Origin of the sequence: Acinetobacter sp. YH12106, from assembly GCF_013418995.1 — a bacterium.
GTDB classification, from domain to species: Bacteria; Pseudomonadota; Gammaproteobacteria; order Pseudomonadales; family Moraxellaceae; genus Acinetobacter; species Acinetobacter pseudolwoffii.
Genome location: NZ_VPAV01000024.1, coordinates 15360 through 33012, shown reverse-complemented (window position 1 = coordinate 33012; position 17653 = coordinate 15360). Strand labels below are relative to the sequence as shown.

13 protein-coding genes are annotated in these 17653 nt (G+C 40.2%); 7 read left to right on the top strand and 6 right to left on the bottom strand.

What is annotated here, in order from left to right:
* Positions 1–131 precede the first annotated feature (131 nt).
* Positions 132–2153, bottom strand: coding sequence for an ATP-dependent endonuclease (locus FTU45_RS13160; protein ID WP_180076548.1), 2022 nt, complete (start codon positions 2151–2153; stop codon positions 132–134).
* A 612-nt stretch (positions 2154–2765) separates the two neighbouring features.
* Here FTU45_RS13160 and FTU45_RS15515 point away from each other — a divergent pair.
* The 6 genes from FTU45_RS15515 (at position 2766) to FTU45_RS13135 (ending at position 10620) form a co-directional block, all read left to right on the top strand.
* Positions 2766–2897 (top strand): hypothetical protein, encoded by a 132-nt coding sequence (locus tag FTU45_RS15515; RefSeq protein ID WP_004647016.1) that lies wholly within the window; start codon positions 2766–2768, stop codon positions 2895–2897.
* Positions 2890–3333 carry a CopG family ribbon-helix-helix protein gene (locus tag FTU45_RS13155; RefSeq protein ID WP_004280384.1) on the top strand — a complete coding sequence of 148 codons (444 nt, stop codon included), beginning with the start codon at positions 2890–2892 and terminating at the stop codon, positions 3331–3333. The genes FTU45_RS15515 and FTU45_RS13155 overlap by 8 nt, the downstream gene beginning before the upstream one ends.
* 11 nt (positions 3334–3344) lie before the next feature.
* Positions 3345–5153 carry an allophanate hydrolase gene (gene atzF, locus FTU45_RS13150; RefSeq protein WP_180076547.1) on the top strand — a complete coding sequence of 603 codons (1809 nt, stop codon included), beginning with the start codon at positions 3345–3347 and terminating at the stop codon, positions 5151–5153.
* Entirely contained in the window at positions 5150–6172 is a 1023-nt protein-coding gene (locus FTU45_RS13145; protein ID WP_168461259.1) for an ABC transporter substrate-binding protein, read from the top strand. Before atzF ends, FTU45_RS13145 begins: the two co-directional genes overlap by 4 nt.
* 126 nt (positions 6173–6298) lie before the next feature.
* Positions 6299–8299, top strand: coding sequence for a DUF262 domain-containing protein (locus FTU45_RS13140; protein WP_180076546.1), 2001 nt, complete (start codon positions 6299–6301; stop codon positions 8297–8299).
* A complete protein-coding gene (locus tag FTU45_RS13135; RefSeq protein ID WP_180076545.1) occupies positions 8296–10620 on the top strand; it encodes a DUF262 domain-containing protein in 2325 nt (774 codons plus the stop codon). Before FTU45_RS13140 ends, FTU45_RS13135 begins: the two co-directional genes overlap by 4 nt.
* Here the strand turns inward: FTU45_RS13135 and FTU45_RS13130 are convergent.
* The 5 genes from FTU45_RS13130 to FTU45_RS13110 all read right to left on the bottom strand — a co-directional run bounded on the left by FTU45_RS13130 (position 10586) and on the right by FTU45_RS13110 (position 14603).
* On the bottom strand, positions 10586–10915 hold the full coding sequence (locus FTU45_RS13130; RefSeq protein ID WP_168461262.1) for a multidrug efflux SMR transporter: 330 nt from the start codon (positions 10913–10915) through the stop codon (positions 10586–10588). The genes FTU45_RS13135 and FTU45_RS13130 overlap by 35 nt on opposite strands.
* A 12-nt stretch (positions 10916–10927) precedes the next feature.
* A complete protein-coding gene (locus tag FTU45_RS13125; RefSeq protein ID WP_180076544.1) occupies positions 10928–11809 on the bottom strand; it encodes an ABC transporter ATP-binding protein in 882 nt (293 codons plus the stop codon).
* Positions 11809–12753, bottom strand: a complete 945-nt coding sequence (locus tag FTU45_RS13120) for an ABC transporter permease (RefSeq protein WP_180076543.1) — start codon at positions 12751–12753, stop codon at positions 11809–11811. The genes FTU45_RS13125 and FTU45_RS13120 overlap by 1 nt, the downstream gene beginning before the upstream one ends.
* Before the next feature lie 244 nt (positions 12754–12997).
* Positions 12998–14014: a CmpA/NrtA family ABC transporter substrate-binding protein gene (locus FTU45_RS13115; protein WP_180076542.1), complete on the bottom strand. Its 1017-nt coding sequence runs from the start codon at positions 14012–14014 to the stop codon at positions 12998–13000.
* A gap of 10 nt (positions 14015–14024) precedes the next feature.
* The gene (locus FTU45_RS13110) at positions 14025–14603 is read right to left on the bottom strand and encodes an ANTAR domain-containing response regulator (RefSeq protein ID WP_100328604.1); all 579 of its coding nucleotides are present in this window, start codon (positions 14601–14603) and stop codon (positions 14025–14027) included.
* A gap of 503 nt (positions 14604–15106) precedes the next feature.
* Here FTU45_RS13110 and nirB point away from each other — a divergent pair.
* Entirely contained in the window at positions 15107–17653 is a 2547-nt protein-coding gene (gene nirB, locus FTU45_RS13105) for a nitrite reductase large subunit NirB (RefSeq protein WP_218949445.1), read from the top strand.

Below are 17653 nucleotides of genomic sequence, written 5' to 3'. Positions count from 1 at the left end.
CTCATGAAATACGGTATTCTGATGTGACAAAACCTGAATCCTGGTCGTTAAAGTGTTTGTTTGCACTCATATTTTAACTGTTAGGACTCAGGTTTTTTTATTTAAAGCAAACTATGGGACAGCAGTGCCGCTTAGGCGGTCTTTTTATTTGGCAAGGGATTTTCTGAAATAATGTGTTCGAAAATTTTTTCACATAGTTCTTTGGCAGATTCGGTTAATTCCCATTCAACATGATCCATGACCGTTAGAACTAAGCGACAAAATTTAAGTTTTTCTTTAATAGTGCCTGATTGGTCAGAAAAACATTTTTTAGGCTTGTCATCAGTAGTTCTAGGATTACCAACTCTAATTTGGTCATCAAGAATTTTACCAATACCATTTTTTGTATGAAAATAATCATGTTCTTCTATTAGAGTGACAATATCAAAACCTTCTTTGGTATCTGCTTGCATACCATCCATGGATAGATGATTGGAAAGAGCATTTCTTTTTATCTCATCATTCTGAAAAGCATCATTTAAGCCTAAAAATTTAATACGGCAAGCATGATAAATAATGTTTGATGGCAGGGTATTTTCAGTTTCTTTACACTCTAAAAGGAAAAACTTTTCTCCTAGTTTTTCTTTTAAACTTGTAGCTCTCATGCCTTTATTTTTAGTTTTAATATCACCATCAGCTATAAGAAACACACTACTAGAAGTTAAGAGAGCATTCATACCGCAATCATCTAAATGATCAGTAAATTCGTCACTAAAATCCCAATGCGTTAAGTTGCTACCAGCATATTCCACAAATGTGTAATGGTAATTCGGCATTAATCTTTGAATATCTGATGACTTAAATTTATATAATTCTAAATTATTAGGTTTTCCTTCAACCACTAAAGCTTCTTCTTGTTTTAATACATCTAAATATTTCTGCATATATTTGGTGATATAAAGCCGATCTGTAATACCTTCAACCCAAATCGTACAGTTCGCCAAATAAACAGAAGAAGGACGTACACCTAGTGAGGCAAGTAGGTCACGATCACGGTCACAACGATAAATTTTAAACTCAAATTCGTTAGAAGAACCTTCTTTTGGGTGTTTAACAAACTTTTGGATCATGACTTGATCGGATTCATCTGCCATGTCCAATAAATGATTCGAATGCGTTGTAAAGAAGTAATAGTGATTAGTTTCATTTAGATAAAAGTTCATTAGCTGACGAACCATACCTGCATGCATGTGAAGCTCAGGCTCTTCTATAAAGAAAGCATGTGTTTCTGTATTTCCTTCTTTATCTTTGTTTTTTATATAGGCTTCATAGGTTAGGATAATCGCTTGTTGCAAACCATCACCCAATTCATAAATAGGTCTTTGTCTATCTGAACCGATTTTGATGTTCACTACATCTTGATCATGCTTCGGAATCAATGAAACAGCTTCATTATCAAAGAAATATTGGCTTAGTTTTTCTTCATAATTTTTAATTATTTCACGTTGTTCAGGTTCACCTAGAAGATGGATTTTAAGCTCATGATATAAACACTCACCAGTAATAATATTTTCAGTATTAAATTTACTTGTATCCGTAAAATAATCTTTTTGCGCACGCTCGATATACGGTTGACGGTTATTTTGATCAGTTACAGGGCGCATTCCTCGTAGGATAGGTATATAGAATTCTTGATTTTGGTCAGTTAAATGGTTGTCAAATTCACTTACATACTGAATTATTTGTTCAACTATTGTGCTAAATTCCGAGTTATATTCGATTCTGATGTTTTTCAGTTGAGTGATAGTTCCTGTATAAGCTTCTTTATATTTATTTCTTGGAAATGGCGGGAAATTTATAACATTTTGTATAAGTTGTAGTAACTTGGAGCGATTGTCACCGGAACTCATACTTCCAAACCATATGGTATTGTGAGTTTTTTCAACTATAGATTTTAAATCAGTGAAAAAACTGGTTAAACATGGAAAAGAAAAATCACTAATTTTATATTTTTGATCTAAAAATAAACTTCTCATAAATCGGCTTTTGCCAGCATTATTTTTACCAATAAAAAAATTTAATCTCTTTATTTCTATTGAATATGGACAATCATCGTTAATATCAGATTTATAACCATGTATATTTTCAGCCCAATAATATAATTTTTCCGACATAAAAAAGCCCCCAAATATGGGAGCTAATTTAGCAGTAATTCATTATTTTTCAAATAATTTATGAAATAGTGATTGATTCAAATCTGGTTGTCTTTGTTTTAGAAGAATAACACTTAGATAGATAACGGTCTGAATCACTCAGCCACACTTTGATGCACACTCGAACCCCAATGGTGCAAAATGGACTATTTTTTAGCCGCACTTAATAAAATTAAATCATCCTTATTCTGACTTATATATGTATGTGATAGATTTTAAAAGTATTCTTTTTAAATCTATTCTATTTTTATATTGTGGCATGCTTTATGCTTTTATTTATATACAACTATAAATAGAGGAGAACAAAACACTTGATCACTCATTACAAACATCGGTTAACCATTCATGTATAAAAAGAATAGCGAGGACATGAGCAATCTAAATGGAATAAACCGGTGAAATACAAAACTTACTTTTGCTTTAGAACAAGCCCCATCTCACTGTTATGGGGCTTTTTTTCGCCTTTTTACCCAATTTTATTTATCACCTTCTAATAAGCACAAACTGGCACACTTTCTGCATTTTCCTAAGTAATACGAAATTCTGGTTTTGTAATATCCACAGGAGATGCACATGAACAATCCGACATCAAATAAAAAAATGCATCCATGGCTTCACTTTCTGGTTGAGCTGCTCAGCGTACGCGCAGGCTTTCACATTAAACAGTCTTCCCAATACCAACCCAAGGATCAACATCGTGCCTAAACAAAAATTGGCACGGATCAGTATTACCGTGCCAGAAACCACGCTACATGCAATGGATCAAAAAATTGTCGAGCAGCACTATGAAAGCCGCTCGCAGGCCATAGTCGACATGATTAACCGCCACCTGATTGATGATCTGGTGATTCGCGATGAAGTCATGGTTGGCACACTGACCTTGCTCTATGACGTCAGTCTGAAACCGCTGCGCAGTCAACTGGTCGATCTGCAACAGCAGTATCTGGCGCAAGTGATCAACTCACTTCATATCCAGCTGGATGATGAAAAAATCCTGCAAGTCATGCTGATGCAGGGCGCGAGCAGTGATCTGAAAGAAATAAGCGAACAATTTATTGCACTGAAAGGCGTGATTAAAGGCCATCTCGAACTGATGGATGCCGTCATGCCACCTATTCCACAAAATACCGAACACACTTAAGGAGAACAGCTGTGCACAACTTATGGACTGTACAGGACTGGCAACACGCCTACCAGAATAACAATATCCAGCTTAGTGACCTGATTGAGTATGTAGCCGAGTTGAATAATGACGATCATGCCTGGATATCAATTGCGACAGCAGCACAATTACAGGCACAAATTGATGCATTGACTGGTGCAGATATTGAAAGCTTGCCACTTTATGGGGTGCCATTTGCAGTCAAGGACAATATTGATGTTGCAGGGTTCTATACCACAGCAGCATGTAAAGAGGCAGCTTATCTGGCGACTTCCGATGCAACAGCAGTAGCCAAATTAAAAGCTGCCGGCGCGATTGTCGTGGGAAAAACCAATCTGGACCAGTTTGCGACGGGTCTGGTCGGTGTGCGCTCCCCGTACGGTGCAGTGAAGAATAGTTTTAATCCTGAATATATCAGTGGTGGTTCGAGTTCGGGTTCCAGTGTGGTGGTGGCGAATGGTTTGGTACCATTTTCACTGGGTACAGATACTGCTGGTTCGGGTCGTGTTCCGGCAGGACATAACAATATTGTTGGACTTAAGCCGACCAAAGGCTGGTTCTCGACCACAGGTCTGATTCCAGCTTGCCGTAGTATCGATGTGATTTCGGTATTTGCTTTGACTGTGGATGATGCCTGGCAAGTGGCGCAAGTCATGCAAGGTTATGATGCCAGCGATGATTATTCCCGAGCACATCCTCAGAATGTTCCGAGCCAATTTTCCAAAGGCAAAATCGCCATTCCCGATACGCTGGAATTTTATGGCGATGCCGAAACTGAAAAGGCATTTCAACTGGCAATCGAGCGCGTACAAAGCTTGGGTTATGCGGTAGAGCCGATTGATTTTATGCCATTTCAGCAACTGGCATCAGCCCTGTATAATCGCTCTTGGGTTGCTGAACGGACCAGTGCCGTTGAAAAAATGGTAAAACGCGAGCAGACCCATGCCGTGATTGGTCAAATTATTGCACAGGCAGACCAGTTCAGTGCGGTCGATGTCATGCAGGATGAATATGAGCGCGCCCGACTCAGCCGCATCATTCAAAATACCTTGGCGGATTATGATGCCTTGATGGTGCCTACCGCACCGACCATTTATCGCATTGCAGAGGTAGAAGCGGATCCTCTGGTTAAAAACAGCCACATGGGCGCTTATACCAATTTTGTCAATTTTGCTGATCTGTCAGCTTTGGCATTGCCAAATAGCATCCGTGCCGATGGTTTGCCAACCGGTGTGACCTTTATTGCACCCGCCTGGATGGATGAAGCACTGGCCAAATTTGGGCAAAAATGGCAGCAGGCGAGTCAGTTAAATCTGGGAACCTCTGCACGTAGCTATGAAAAAACCACGGAAATTTCATCAAGTCATAGCGTCAAACTGGCTGTGGTGGGGGCGCATCTAACTGGTATGCCACTGAACTTTCAGCTGACCAAGTGTGGTGGCACGCTGATCAAGCAGACCCGAACCACTTCGCATTACAAACTTTATGCTTTAAAAAATACCACTCCGCCAAAACCTGGCCTGCAATACCATGAGAAAGGTTCTTCAATTGAAGTCGAAGTCTGGGACATTCCGCGTGCACTGTTTGGGGACATTGTTGCAGAAGTGCCGGCACCGTTAGGTATTGGCAATGCCCAGTTGATTGATGGTACATGGGTCAAAGGCTTTATTTGTGAAGGTTATGCGCTTGGAGATGCTACCGATATTACTCATTTTGGTGGCTGGCGCGAATTTATGAAATCAAAACAACTTTCAAATACTAAATTTAAATGTGAATGCATAGGGGAAGTCACAAAATGATCAAAAAAGCACTGATGTCAGTCTCTGTACTGTCTGTAATTTTATTGGCAGGTTGTGACAATACTGCCAAAGTTCCTGAACCGAATGCTAAGGCTGAAGGTAGTGTAAATACCAAACCAATTACGATCGGTTATAGCGACTGGCCAGGTTGGGTGGCTTGGCAAGTAGCGATTGAAAAAGGCTGGTTTAAAGAGGCAGGCGTAAACGTAGAATTTAAATGGTTCGATTATTCAGCTTCGATTAATGCTTTTTCAGCGAATCAATTGGATGCTGTATCGGTATCCAATGGCGATAACTTGGTCATCGCATCAGGTGGTACCAAAGGTATTATGGTCATGGCAACGGATTATTCAGCAGGGAATGATGTCATTATTGCAAAAAATGGCATTAACTCGATCAGTGATCTGAAGGGCAAACAAATTGCGGTTGAGAAAGGTCTGGTCGATCATCACTTATTAAATACAGCACTCGATGATGCTCAAATTGCACAAACTGATGTAACACTGATTAATGCTGTCACCAATGAGCTACCTCAAGTGTTCTCAAGCCCTGACGTTGTTGCTATTGCTGTTTGGCAACCTGTGGCAAATCAAGCGCTCAAATCTGTTGCAGGCTCAAAAATTATCTATTCTTCGAAAGATAAACCAGGCCTAATTTATGACACATTAACTGTGAATATGACGCATTTGTCTGCGCACAAAGAAGAATGGAAAAAAATCATTCAAGTCTGGGATAAAACGGTGAAATACATCAATGATCCTGCCACGCGTTCAGATGCTTTAGCCATTATGGCAAAACGTGTAGGTCTTGATGCAGCTCAATATGCCCAGTTCATTGATGGCACCCATTTATTAGATTTGGCAGCCAACAAGAAAGTTTTTGAGAAATCACAAAACTTTGACTCGATTTATGGCTCTAGTTATCACGTCAATGAGTTTAACTTTAAAAATGGTGTTTACACTACCAAGGTGGATGTGGATGGGGTGATTTATCCAGATTTGGTGAATGAATTACCATAACGGATACACATGGTATCTCATACTAAAGAATAGCGTCTCAAGGCGCTATTTTTTTATAATAATTTTCAACAGTTTATTTTCATCATTTATAATTTACTCAACATAACAGCAAAAATGGTAAGTTTGATGAAGGATTCAATCGCATTGTTTAATCAGATGCAAAATCTTCTCGACCTGAATCCAGCATTACGTGACACCGCAGAGCAGAAATTAAAGTCTTTATTTCATGAATTAGAGTACATACAGCAACAAGAAGAATTGCCACTACGTCTGAGAAAAATTCAAGAATTAAACAATCTACATTTTTTTGTCGATGCTTATCAACGTGGATACAAATGGAGCAGTATTCAAGTTGAAGCCTTATTAGACGATATTTATGAATTTGGCACAGATAAGGAAAAATCAGATGATTATTATTGCTTACAGCCGATTGTGATCAAGAAAAGGCAGATTGATGGTCAGGATTATTTTGAACTGATCGACGGTCAGCAACGTCTAACTACCATTTACATCATCTTGAGTTATCTCACCAAAGGTTCATTTTTTGAATTACGCTACGAAACTCGTAAGCAAAGTACTCAATTTCTAAATAAGCATATTTTTCAGTTGGCAAATCGCAGTGAAGCGACCTTTGATGAATACGTTGAGCATGATCCAGAGCTGAATAATATCGACAATTATTATTTCTTTAATGCCTATAAAACAGTTCAAGCATGGTTTAAAGCCAAAGCGCAAATCGCACTGGGGATTCGAGAGGAGTGGATCAATACTTTATTAGATGCAACCAAAGTGATTTGGTATCAAGCTGAAAGTCAAAACAATGAACTTGATGATAAAAAACAATCTATTGCGATTTTTCAACGGATCAATCAAGGTAAAATTGCACTAACAAATGCAGAATTATTAAAAGCTTTGTTCCTCAATGCACTTAAAGCGCCAAAAGAAGGCACTAGCGCAGAAACGTTTAAGATTAGACAATCTGAGTTGGCAAACCAATGGGACATGATTGAGCACACCCTACAAAATCCTGACTTTTGGGCTTTTGTTGCACCACATCAGCAAACCAACATCTATACCCGAATTGAACTCTTGTTTGATTTAATCAGTGGAAAATTTGTTGCATCTAAATCCTTGTCATATCAGCAGATACTTCAAAGAAAACAAGAATATTATACCTTTCAATACTTTGTAAAAGAGTTAAGCAATCCTGATCAGACCGTGACCGCGCTATGGAAAAAGCTTCAACAAGGATTTTATCGTTTAAATGAATGGTTTTCAGACGATGAAAGCTATCATCTGATTGGCTTCATTATCGGTCAAAGAATTAAAAGTATTAGTGAACTTTGGACACTTGCAGATAGTCAACGTGGGCGCGAAGAATTTCAAATTAAATTAAAACAGATCATCGCGCAGCATATTCGAAAATGCTTTGGACAAACCCAATCAACCGATCCAAAACAGCCTCTGATATTTGAAGATTTACATTATCTTGATCATAACCCCTCGATTATTTCATTGATTTTACTACTCAATCTTGATTTACATCGCCAACAAAACACACGTTTTCCATTTAAGTCCTATTATGCAGAACATACCATTTGGAGCTTAGAGCATATCCATGCGCAAAACAGTGACATGAAGGACATTAATCTAGAGCATTGGTATAAAGAACAACAGGATCTTTTAGCTCAGACCACGGCTCAAGATATTTCGAGTGAACAAAAAGCGCAAATTTCACAAGCACTTGAAGTTTGGAATGCAGTTCAGACAGCTGAAACTTTAAAAAGCTATGTTGAGTTACAACAGCAGTATCTACAAAACGTCATAGAGCAAAGAACGCATAAATTAGACAATTTATGTTTATTGGAAAAACGCGATAATTCAGTTTTAAGCAATAAAGGTTTTTATAAAAAACGTAAAGCGGTGATGGATTTACAAAAAATAGAGCGTCGTTTTATTCCAATCGCAACACAGTGGGCATTTGCAAAATATTTTAATCCTGACGTAGAGGATTTTACCATTTGGAATCAAAAAGATCGTAATGCGTATCGTGTAGCCTTAATTCAGTGCTGGGAATATTATCAAGAACATTTATTTACAACAGCAGCGAGTGGTGAACAAGCATGAAATACAATTTTTGGTCGCTCATTGCTGAATATTCAATTCGAATTCCTGTCATTCAACGGGATTATGCGCAAGGTCGTCTGCATCCTAAAGTAAATATCATTCGACGTAGTTTTATTGAAAATATTTTGCAGCATTTAAACATGCAATCACAACTCGAACTTGATTTTATTTATGGGGCACAGCAAGAGGGGCATTTGGTCATCCTTGATGGTCAGCAACGTCTTACTACTTTATTTTTATTACATTTTTATTTGTATAGCCTCCAAATGTCAGTCGATCATGAGCAACGCGCTTATTTCAAAAAATTTAATTATGAAACACGACAAAGCACAGGGGATTTTTTAGAAAGTCTGATTGAGCATCACCATATTTGTTTACCCGATCAAAAACAGCAAAAAACGATCTCTATGCGTATTAAAAATGAGGGATGGTATTTTTCAGTTTGGGATTATGATCCGAGCATTCAAGGAATGCTAAACATGCTGGATGAAATTGAAGCGCAAATCAGCAAAAATCATGTTCAAGCTGAGCAATTATGGCAGCGATTAACTCAAGAGTTATGCATCAGTTTTCATTTTTTAGAGATGAAAGACTTTAATCTAAGCGATGAACTTTATATCAAAATGAATGCTCGAGGTGTGCATTTATCTGAATTTGAGAACTTTAAAGCTTGGTTAAACCAAAAAATACCGAGCGAATTTGCTGCAAATTTTTTCCATTGTTTAGATCAACAGTGGACAGATCTATTTTGGTCACTTAAACCTAAGCATCAAGAAAATATTGACGATATTTTATATGAATCTTTTAAAGTCACATGCAGCGGTTTGCTGGCATTGATGCTGAGTCAACAGGCAGATAAAAAAAATTGGGATACAAACCCGCACGCTTTATTGATTGATGATTTAAGAAAAATCATCAACCATGATCTGCAACAAAAGGCATATATAGATGTAAAACGCTATGATGAACTGTTTTATTTGAAACATTGTCAGCAGTTCTATGGCTTTATGAATTTTATTTATGTTTTAAAACATGATTATGTTCAGATCTTTAATCATATTCAGCCGTATCTGTTTGAAGATAAAAAAATCGTCTTACAGCAGTCTTATCAAGCATATATTTTGCTCTTTAATGTCTTTATTTACTGTCAACAGAAAGCTTATCTGGATATCAAATCAATCCAAGAAGATTTAGCGAAGCATCACCAACAATTTTTAGATTATTTTAATATTTCACGCAGAATTGTGATGAATCATGTGCACAATAATTTGAATGATTATGTTGAAAGTATTGCAGCTTTATCTCAGTGGGCGCAGGCAATTGATTTAAACAATGTTATTCAGAGTGTCGCCGTATTTAATGATTTTAATATCAAAATGAGTCAAGACTTTGCTCAGCAAATACGAGAAGAAAAGTATAAGGCTGAATTGATTATTAAAGGTTGGAATCAACAGCAGTTAGAACGTATTGCAGATCAAAAGGTATTTCATGGTCAAATCCAGTTTTTACTCGATTGGAGTCTGGATCCAGACACTACTGCACATGAACAGAAATTTATTCAATATGCAAATAAATTAATCAATTTATTTGAATGTAGTTTGGCAAAAGAAGATGCTAACGATCATTATCTTTTACAGCGCCTGTTATTGTGCTATGGAGATTATTTGCCAAAACGAAGCAGTAAATATACGTTTTGCCAGATGAATTTAAATGGCGACGCTCGATCACACAATGAAAATTGGCGTTTGGTTTTTAATCAAGAAACCATATATATTGACGGTCAAGTTTCAACCTTGCCATTCCTTCAGCAACTTTTAAATGATTTACCTGTGGAGTTTTCACGACAGGATATCATTGAAAAGATAGACACTAAAAAACAAATAATTCACGATTGGCGACGACTTTGCATTGATTATCCGCAAACAATCACGTACACCAAAAACAAATTATTGGATAAAACAGCAACAGACATTCATTTAATTCATCAAGAAAAGCGTACACGGTTTGTTGAATTAAGGAGTTATTGTTTAGGAATCAAACTACGTTCCGTATTTAAAGAACAGTATGCGATTGATTATAAAGACAGCCTATTTGTAGAGTTTCCTAATAGTGTTGAAATTAAAAATGATCAGTTACACCTTTACATTCGCTATGACAGTACAACTGATCGTTTTAAAACTTTTGCTTATTCATCAGCAGGTGATGAACGCATCATCATAGAAAAAGCCTTAGACAAAGATGCCGAGATCTTAGGGGTAATAAATGCATTTACAGCCATTTATCTGTCTAAAGATGCGTGCTCTGAGAAAATACATGAATAATGGCAATACCTGCAATGATAAAGCTTAGTCCAATCATGGCTGCGACATCCAAATGCTGTTTAAAGAAAATCCAGCCCACCGTGGAGATAAATACAATCCCTGCACCTGACCACATGGCGTAAGTCATCCCCATGGGAATGCTTTTCATGGTGAGTGAGAGGAAATAAATCGCGATCAGATAACCAATACACGTAATCACGGTGGGTTGCCACACCGTAAAACCTTTGGATGCATTGAGTGCAGAGGTCGCGATGACCTCTGCCACAATTGCAATCAGTAAATATAAATAAGCCATTGATATACCATTCTATTTACTGCTGCTCACTTTGGTCATTCGCGGAATGACAGGTAAGTCAGCCAATGCAGGATCAAGCTCATCTTCTTCGGCATGAACTAAACGATCAACTTTCTGACGGAGTTTCTTAAATTCAGGCGTGAGCATGACTTCAGGATCACGTGGACGAGGCAAATCTACTTCAATAATTTCTTTGATTTCACCTGGATTGGCTTTCAGTGCCACAATGCGGTCAGCCAATAAAATCGCTTCATCCATATCGTGGGTGACAAAAATGATGGTGATATCAATGTTTTGCCATAAATCCATCAAGTGACGTTGCATTTTTTGGCGCGTATGTGGATCAAGCGCACCAAAAGGTTCATCCATAAGTAATATTTTGGGCTGATTCACTAAGGCTCTGGCAATCGCAACACGTTGTTTCATCCCACCAGAGAGTTGGTGTGGATATTGGTTTTCATATTTTTCTAAACCAATAATGTTAATCCATTCACGTGCTTGAGCTTCTGCTGTGGGGTTACTTTGACCTTTCATTAAGGGGCCAAACATCACATTTTCTTTCACAGTTTTCCAAGGGAAAAGGGTATAGCCTTGAAACACCATGCCACGTTCTGGACTCGGGCCTTTAATTGCTTCGCCATCCACCAAAATTTCACCACTGGTATATGGGTCTAAACCAGCCACAATACGGCTAAATGTCGATTTACCACAGCCAGATGGCCCAATCACACAGATAAACTCACGTTTATGAATCTTTAAATCAATCGCATTTAAAATAGTGCGTGTGCTTTTACCATGTTGAAAAGACTGGGGCAGTTGTTTGGCTTCTAAAATCACCGGACGCTGATAAATGGCATCAAAATATTCACGTGTACTGACTTGATTGTTATCCATTAGATTGCTCCTGCTTTCCATTTAAATAGGCGTTGACCAATTTTCATTAAGATCAAATCACATACCAAACCAATGACACCAATAATCAAGATTGCAGCAAAGACATTGTCAAAGTTTTGGTAGCGAGCTTGTTGTGTAATAAACCATGTTATCCCTGATGTACTTCCGATCAATTCAGCAACAATCAAATAAGTCCATGCCCAACCAAGTAGCACACGTAAATTACGATAAATTTCAGGTAAGGCAGCAGGAATTACCACATGAATTAAGCTTTTGAGTTTATTGGTACCTAAAGTAAAACCTGCTTCGATCAGGCTGCGATCCACCAGACGTGTGGTATTGGCAATAATCAGGATTTGCTGGAACAAGGTTCCAATCACAATAATGGCAATTTTTGGTGCATCATTAATTCCGAGAATTGCCACTGCCAGTGCACCAAAGGCCGGAGCAGGCAAATAGCGGAAGAATTCGACAAAGGGTTCGATCAGCTGGGAAATTTTATTTGAAAACCCGCATAAAATACCGAGTGGAATACCGACCAAGGAAGAAATAAAGAACGCAGTAAAGACCAGCTTGATACTGTGCCACAGACTTTCATGAAACCAGGGTGCATTGGCCTGAGCAGGCTCCGTGGTAAAGGCCGTGACCAGTGCAATCGCAACTTCATGTGGTGCAGGCAGATAAATCGGGTTGACCAGAATACCCTGCGGCGGAGCCAGACCCTGATCTACCGCAGACTGAGCAGCAGAAAAAAACTGGTCTTTATCAATACGACTTTCGACCTGTAAGTAGGCAACACTACCTGAATCAGTAATCTGGACTTGTGGATGCCAAATAAATGGCAAATAGCTGACTGCACACCAAATCAGAATTGGTATTAAAAAAGACCCCAAGCCAAACAGTAATTTATTTCTTTGACTGAGTTCACGTGCAACGTAACTCATAGTGTTGCCCCTCAATATTACAAATTTTATAAAACGTAATACTGACTAAGCAAAATGGATGCCATTTCATCCCAAATCCTGAAATGACTTTAAAAAGGGCTTATTTTTATAGAAAAAATTAGCAGATAACTCTTAATCATATTTAAGAAGTTAGATCAGAATACAGAGATTTTTAATCATTTTCTGGAAAATAGACTCAATAAAAAAGACCCGAAAAATCAGGCCTTTTTTTCAGTAACATCATTTAGCCAATAATGTCTGCATGCTGGTTTTGCAAGCTATAGATGCACTGCTGCGCAATCTGTAGCTGATCATCTTCTGATAGATCAAGATTTTCCCATTTCTGCATCTGCTGTAGGAGCCAGATAAAATCATCGACTTTCGGTTCGGCACTTTCCCCAACAAAATTCCGGATAATATTCTTGATCTTGTGAAAGTCATAAACATGCCGCTGGGCGGAACATTCAAACTGAATAATCTGATAGTCCACCAGCATGTCCCATACTTCTGATAAATCACTGCGCTGCTTTAAATCATTCTGCGCTTTTTGTACTGCCTTGACCACTGCCTCTACAGTAAATGGATGCTGTTCTGCCCATTCTTGGGTCATGGCCAAAACTTTATCGGCAACTTTTGGAATGACATTCTGGCTCGCAGCGACGATAAAGCTATAGCCTTCAAGTTTGGCCTGAATATTCCAGGGTTCTCCCACGCAAAAGCCATCGAATATCTGTTCCGAGATTCCTTTCACCATCGAAGGTGGTGGTGACGTCATCAGGTGAATAGTGTGGGCAATATTGAAATCTGTCAGGGCCAACCATTCTTTTATACAGTAATGATGAATTGAATGCTTATAGACATAGGCAAGATTCACTTTCTGATGATGTTGCAAGGCCCGCACCAATTTCTGAGAACTGCTTTTTTCATCATCTTCTGCATCAATTCCCAATTCATGACACAGATCTTGACGCAGGCTGATAAAAGCCTGATTCATGCTCAGTACCAACGGGGTTTGCAAAGCCACCTGTAACTGGTCTGTACCCAGAGCAGCAGCAGGTAGCATGGCGGACAAACAATGCGCAGCGTCCAGAAAGCCATAGGCCAGACGGTCTCTTAAACTGGACCAGGAGGCCTCCCGGATTAAGTTGATGGTTAATCCCTGTTCGGCAAAATAACCCTGTTTTTCGGCCCAGAGAATGGCCACACAATCAAGCAAAGGAATATAGCCAATATTGAGTTCAGTTTTTTCTAATGTGGACATATGCTTTTCCTTATTGGCCCAATAACAGCTTCTGTGCATCGAGCAGGCGTCTGGCCATTTCACCAATGGTAATCCGGTGACTCATGGCATTTTTACGTAATAAGGCAAAGGCCTGTTCTTCAGATAATGCATGCAGCTGGATCAGCAATGCTTTGGCTTTATCGATATCTTTACGGTCAATCAGCTTGTCTTGGGTTTCTTTTAAATCGTTCAGCAGCTTTTTATGCTTGCGGAACTGTTCAATTGATATTTCCAGAATGCTTTCTAATTTGCTGGGATCAATACCATCGACAATATAAGCCGTGATCCCGGCATCAATCGCACTTTTGATGGTGTCTTTATTGGAGTTTTGGGTAAACAGTACGGTAGGAAGTTCATATTGGCTGACACAGCTTTCAATAATATCCCGATGTGGATGATCCATATTTAGCAGAATCACATCTGCATGGATGCCTTTGACATGCACCATATTCAGATCATTCAGGATTAAACAGGCCACCACCTGAAAATCATGTAACAGCAGCGATTCCTGGATGAATTGGGCGCGCTCCAGATCATCATCAATAAGAGCAATTCGTAATTTAGACATGGAATATTTTCAAGTAAGGCCTAAGGAATATTCAAGTACGAATAATGCAAAAAACATGCCATGATATTGGTGCATCAAAGAGTTATTTTGAGTTCAATTTGGTGCAGGAGTTTGATCTGAGCAGCGCATCCATCATCAAAATAAAGCATTTCCTGCAATTTTCTGGCTGATATCAGTCATTGTGTTGCTAAAAAAGTTGGCATGCTTCCTGCATTTATCAAATTGTCAAAGATGACTTTCAATACGAATAACGGCCAACGATGCCCGTTCTGATCGTAGTTGCACTTTAAAAGGGTGCAACTGAGATTTCGTTCAGCACAGGATAAATAACATGGTCAGTTGTTCAGCAATACAAACCGTACGGGCATTTCAACCCTTGATCCAGCATTTCAAACAGCTGGGGCACGGTATTTACCACCCATTCAAACAGTCGACATATCAACCACTAGATCTGATATGTGGCTTTTTATCGTCTTTAAAAAAACAATAGTCGGAGTGCAGATATGAAAATTCTCATGATTGGGCATGGTATGGTGGGGCATAAATTCATCGAATCTGTACTGGAACAGGCCGGTGATGACATTGAGCTGACCATTTTGGCAGAAGAGCCGCATTTGGCTTATGACCGGGTGCATTTGACCGAATATTTCAGCGGCAAGTCGGTCAAGGATCTGAGTCTATGCCGTAGTGATTTCGCCGATGCCTATGGCATTGATTTACGACTGAATACCAAAGCAGTTGAAATGGATCAGCTGAATAAAACGGTAACGACTAATCACGGTGATGTGCTGAGTTTTGACAAGTTGATTCTTGCCACCGGCTCTTATGCCTTTGTACCGCCAATCCCGGGCAATGAGCGTCAAAACTGTTTTGTCTATCGTACTATTGAAAATCTGGACGCGATTCGTGCCGCCAGCCTGAATGCAAAAACCGGCGTGGTGATTGGCGGTGGCTTGCTCGGACTGGAAGCCGCGAAGGCATTACGAGATCTGAATCTAGACACCCATGTGGTGGAATTTGCCCCGCGTCTGATGGCGGTGCAGATTGATGATCTGGGTGGCCGGGTATTGCGTTCTAAAATCGAAGATTTAGGCGTCAAGGTTCATACCCAGAAAGCCACATCAAGTATTGAAGATGGTGAAACTGCCCAGCATATAATGAGGTTTGGCGATGGCTCAGTCCTTGAAACCGACATCATTTTATTCTCTGCCGGCATTCGTCCGCGTGATGAACTGGCCCGTCAGAGTGGTCTGCTGATTGGTGAGCGTGGTGGCATCATCATCAATGATTATTGTCAGACTTCCAATCCGGATATTTATGCCATTGGCGAATGTGCACTCTGGGACAATAAAATTTATGGTCTGGTTGCACCAGGCTATGACATGGCGCGTATCGCAGCGAAACATGTACTGGGCCAAGAGAGTCATGCATTCGCTGGCGCCGACATGAGCACCAAGCTCAAACTGATGGGTGTGGATGTTGCTTCTATTGGTGACGCACATGCCATGTCACCTGGTGCCTTGAGCTATTTCTATGCTGATGAAGCCGCGCAGGTTTATAAAAAAATCGTGGTGTCAGCAGACAGGACCAAGCTGCTGGGCGCGGTGCTGGTGGGCTGTGCCAAAGAATATAGCGATCTTTTACAAATGATGCTGAATGGTCTGGCTGTGCCGGAGCAACCGGAAAGCCTGATCATGCCAGGCTTTGATCAGTCAACTTCCAAATCGGGTGGCAGTGGCATCGATTTATTGCCTGACAGTGCGACCATCTGTTCCTGTAATAACGTTTCCAAAGCTGATATCTGTTCAGCCATTGATGGCGGTGCAACTTCATTGGGTGCACTGAAAAAATGCACGCAGGCTGCAACGGCGTGCGGTGGCTGTGCGCCACTGGTGACGCAGGTTCTCAAATCCGAATTACAGCGTCAGGGTGTCACGGTGAACAATCACCTGTGCGAACATTTTGCCTATTCGCGTCAGGAACTGTATCACCTGGTACGCGTGCATGAAATCAAGACTTTCTCTGACCTGATTCAGCAACATGGTCATGGCATGGGCTGTGATATCTGCAAACCGACTGTGGCCAATATTCTGGCATCCTGCTGGAATGATTTTGTTCTGAAACCAAGTCATGCCGGTTTGCAGGACAGCAATGACTATTATCTGGGCAATATCCAGAAAGATGGTTCCTATTCGATTGTGCCACGTGTGGCAGGCGGCGAGATCACCCCGGATGGCCTGATTAGCATCGGTCAGATTGCCAAAGATTATGGCTTATATACGAAAATCACGGGTGGACAACGGATTGACATGTTTGGTGCGCAGGTACATCAATTACCGGAAATCTGGGGAAAACTGATCAATGCCGGTTTCGAGTCCGGACATGCCTACGGCAAATCCTTACGTACCGTGAAATCTTGTGTGGGCAGTACCTGGTGCCGTTTTGGCGTCGATGATTCTGTCGGCTTGGCGATTTTTCTGGAAAACCGTTACAAGGGCCTGCGTTCACCGCATAAAACCAAAATGGCCGTATCCGGCTGTACCCGTGAATGTGCCGAAGCACAAAGCAAGGATGTCGGTGTCATTGCCACGGAAAAAGGCTGGAATTTATATGTCTGCGGCAATGGCGGTATGAAGCCGCGCCATGCTGAACTGCTCGCCTCGGATCTGGATACTTCCACACTCATCAAATATATCGACCGCTTCTTTATGTTCTATATCCAGACGGCGGATCGTCTACAGCGCACCAGTGTATGGCGTGACAATATGGAAGGTGGGCTGGATTATCTGAAAGATGTCATTGTGCACGATTCGCTTGGCATTGCGGCTGAACTGGAAAGCCGTATGCAGCATGTGATTGGCACTTATCAGGATGAATGGCGCACCGCGATTGAAGATCCAGAAGTACGCAAACGCTTTAAAACCTTTATCAACGCCAAAGCAGCCGAGCAGAATGACCCGCATATTCAGTTTGCACCTGTACGTGGTCAGATCCGGCCAAAGACTGACGCTGAACGTGATCTCAACCGTATTCCAGTGGTTGAAGCCTAA

Excerpts from the sequence above, each read along its gene's own strand:
- FTU45_RS13120 (WP_180076543.1), bottom strand. The coding sequence starts at position 12,753 with ATGAGTTACGTTGCACGTGAACTCAGTCAAAGAAATAAATTACTGTTT.
- FTU45_RS13140 (WP_180076546.1), top strand. The coding sequence starts at position 6,299 with ATGAAGGATTCAATCGCATTGTTTAATCAGATGCAAAATCTTCTCGAC.
- FTU45_RS13115 (WP_180076542.1), bottom strand. The coding sequence starts at position 14,014 with ATGTCCACATTAGAAAAAACTGAACTCAATATTGGCTATATTCCTTTG.
- FTU45_RS13145 (WP_168461259.1), top strand. The coding sequence starts at position 5,150 with ATGATCAAAAAAGCACTGATGTCAGTCTCTGTACTGTCTGTAATTTTA.
- FTU45_RS13110 (WP_100328604.1), bottom strand. The coding sequence starts at position 14,603 with ATGTCTAAATTACGAATTGCTCTTATTGATGATGATCTGGAGCGCGCC.
- FTU45_RS13130 (WP_168461262.1), bottom strand. The coding sequence starts at position 10,915 with ATGGCTTATTTATATTTACTGATTGCAATTGTGGCAGAGGTCATCGCG.
- FTU45_RS13135 (WP_180076545.1), top strand. The coding sequence starts at position 8,296 with ATGAAATACAATTTTTGGTCGCTCATTGCTGAATATTCAATTCGAATT.
- FTU45_RS13125 (WP_180076544.1), bottom strand. The coding sequence starts at position 11,809 with ATGGATAACAATCAAGTCAGTACACGTGAATATTTTGATGCCATTTAT.
- FTU45_RS15515 (WP_004647016.1), top strand. The coding sequence starts at position 2,766 with ATGAACAATCCGACATCAAATAAAAAAATGCATCCATGGCTTCACTTT.
- FTU45_RS13160 (WP_180076548.1), bottom strand. The coding sequence starts at position 2,153 with ATGTCGGAAAAATTATATTATTGGGCTGAAAATATACATGGTTATAAA.
- nirB (WP_218949445.1), top strand. The coding sequence starts at position 15,107 with ATGAAAATTCTCATGATTGGGCATGGTATGGTGGGGCATAAATTCATC.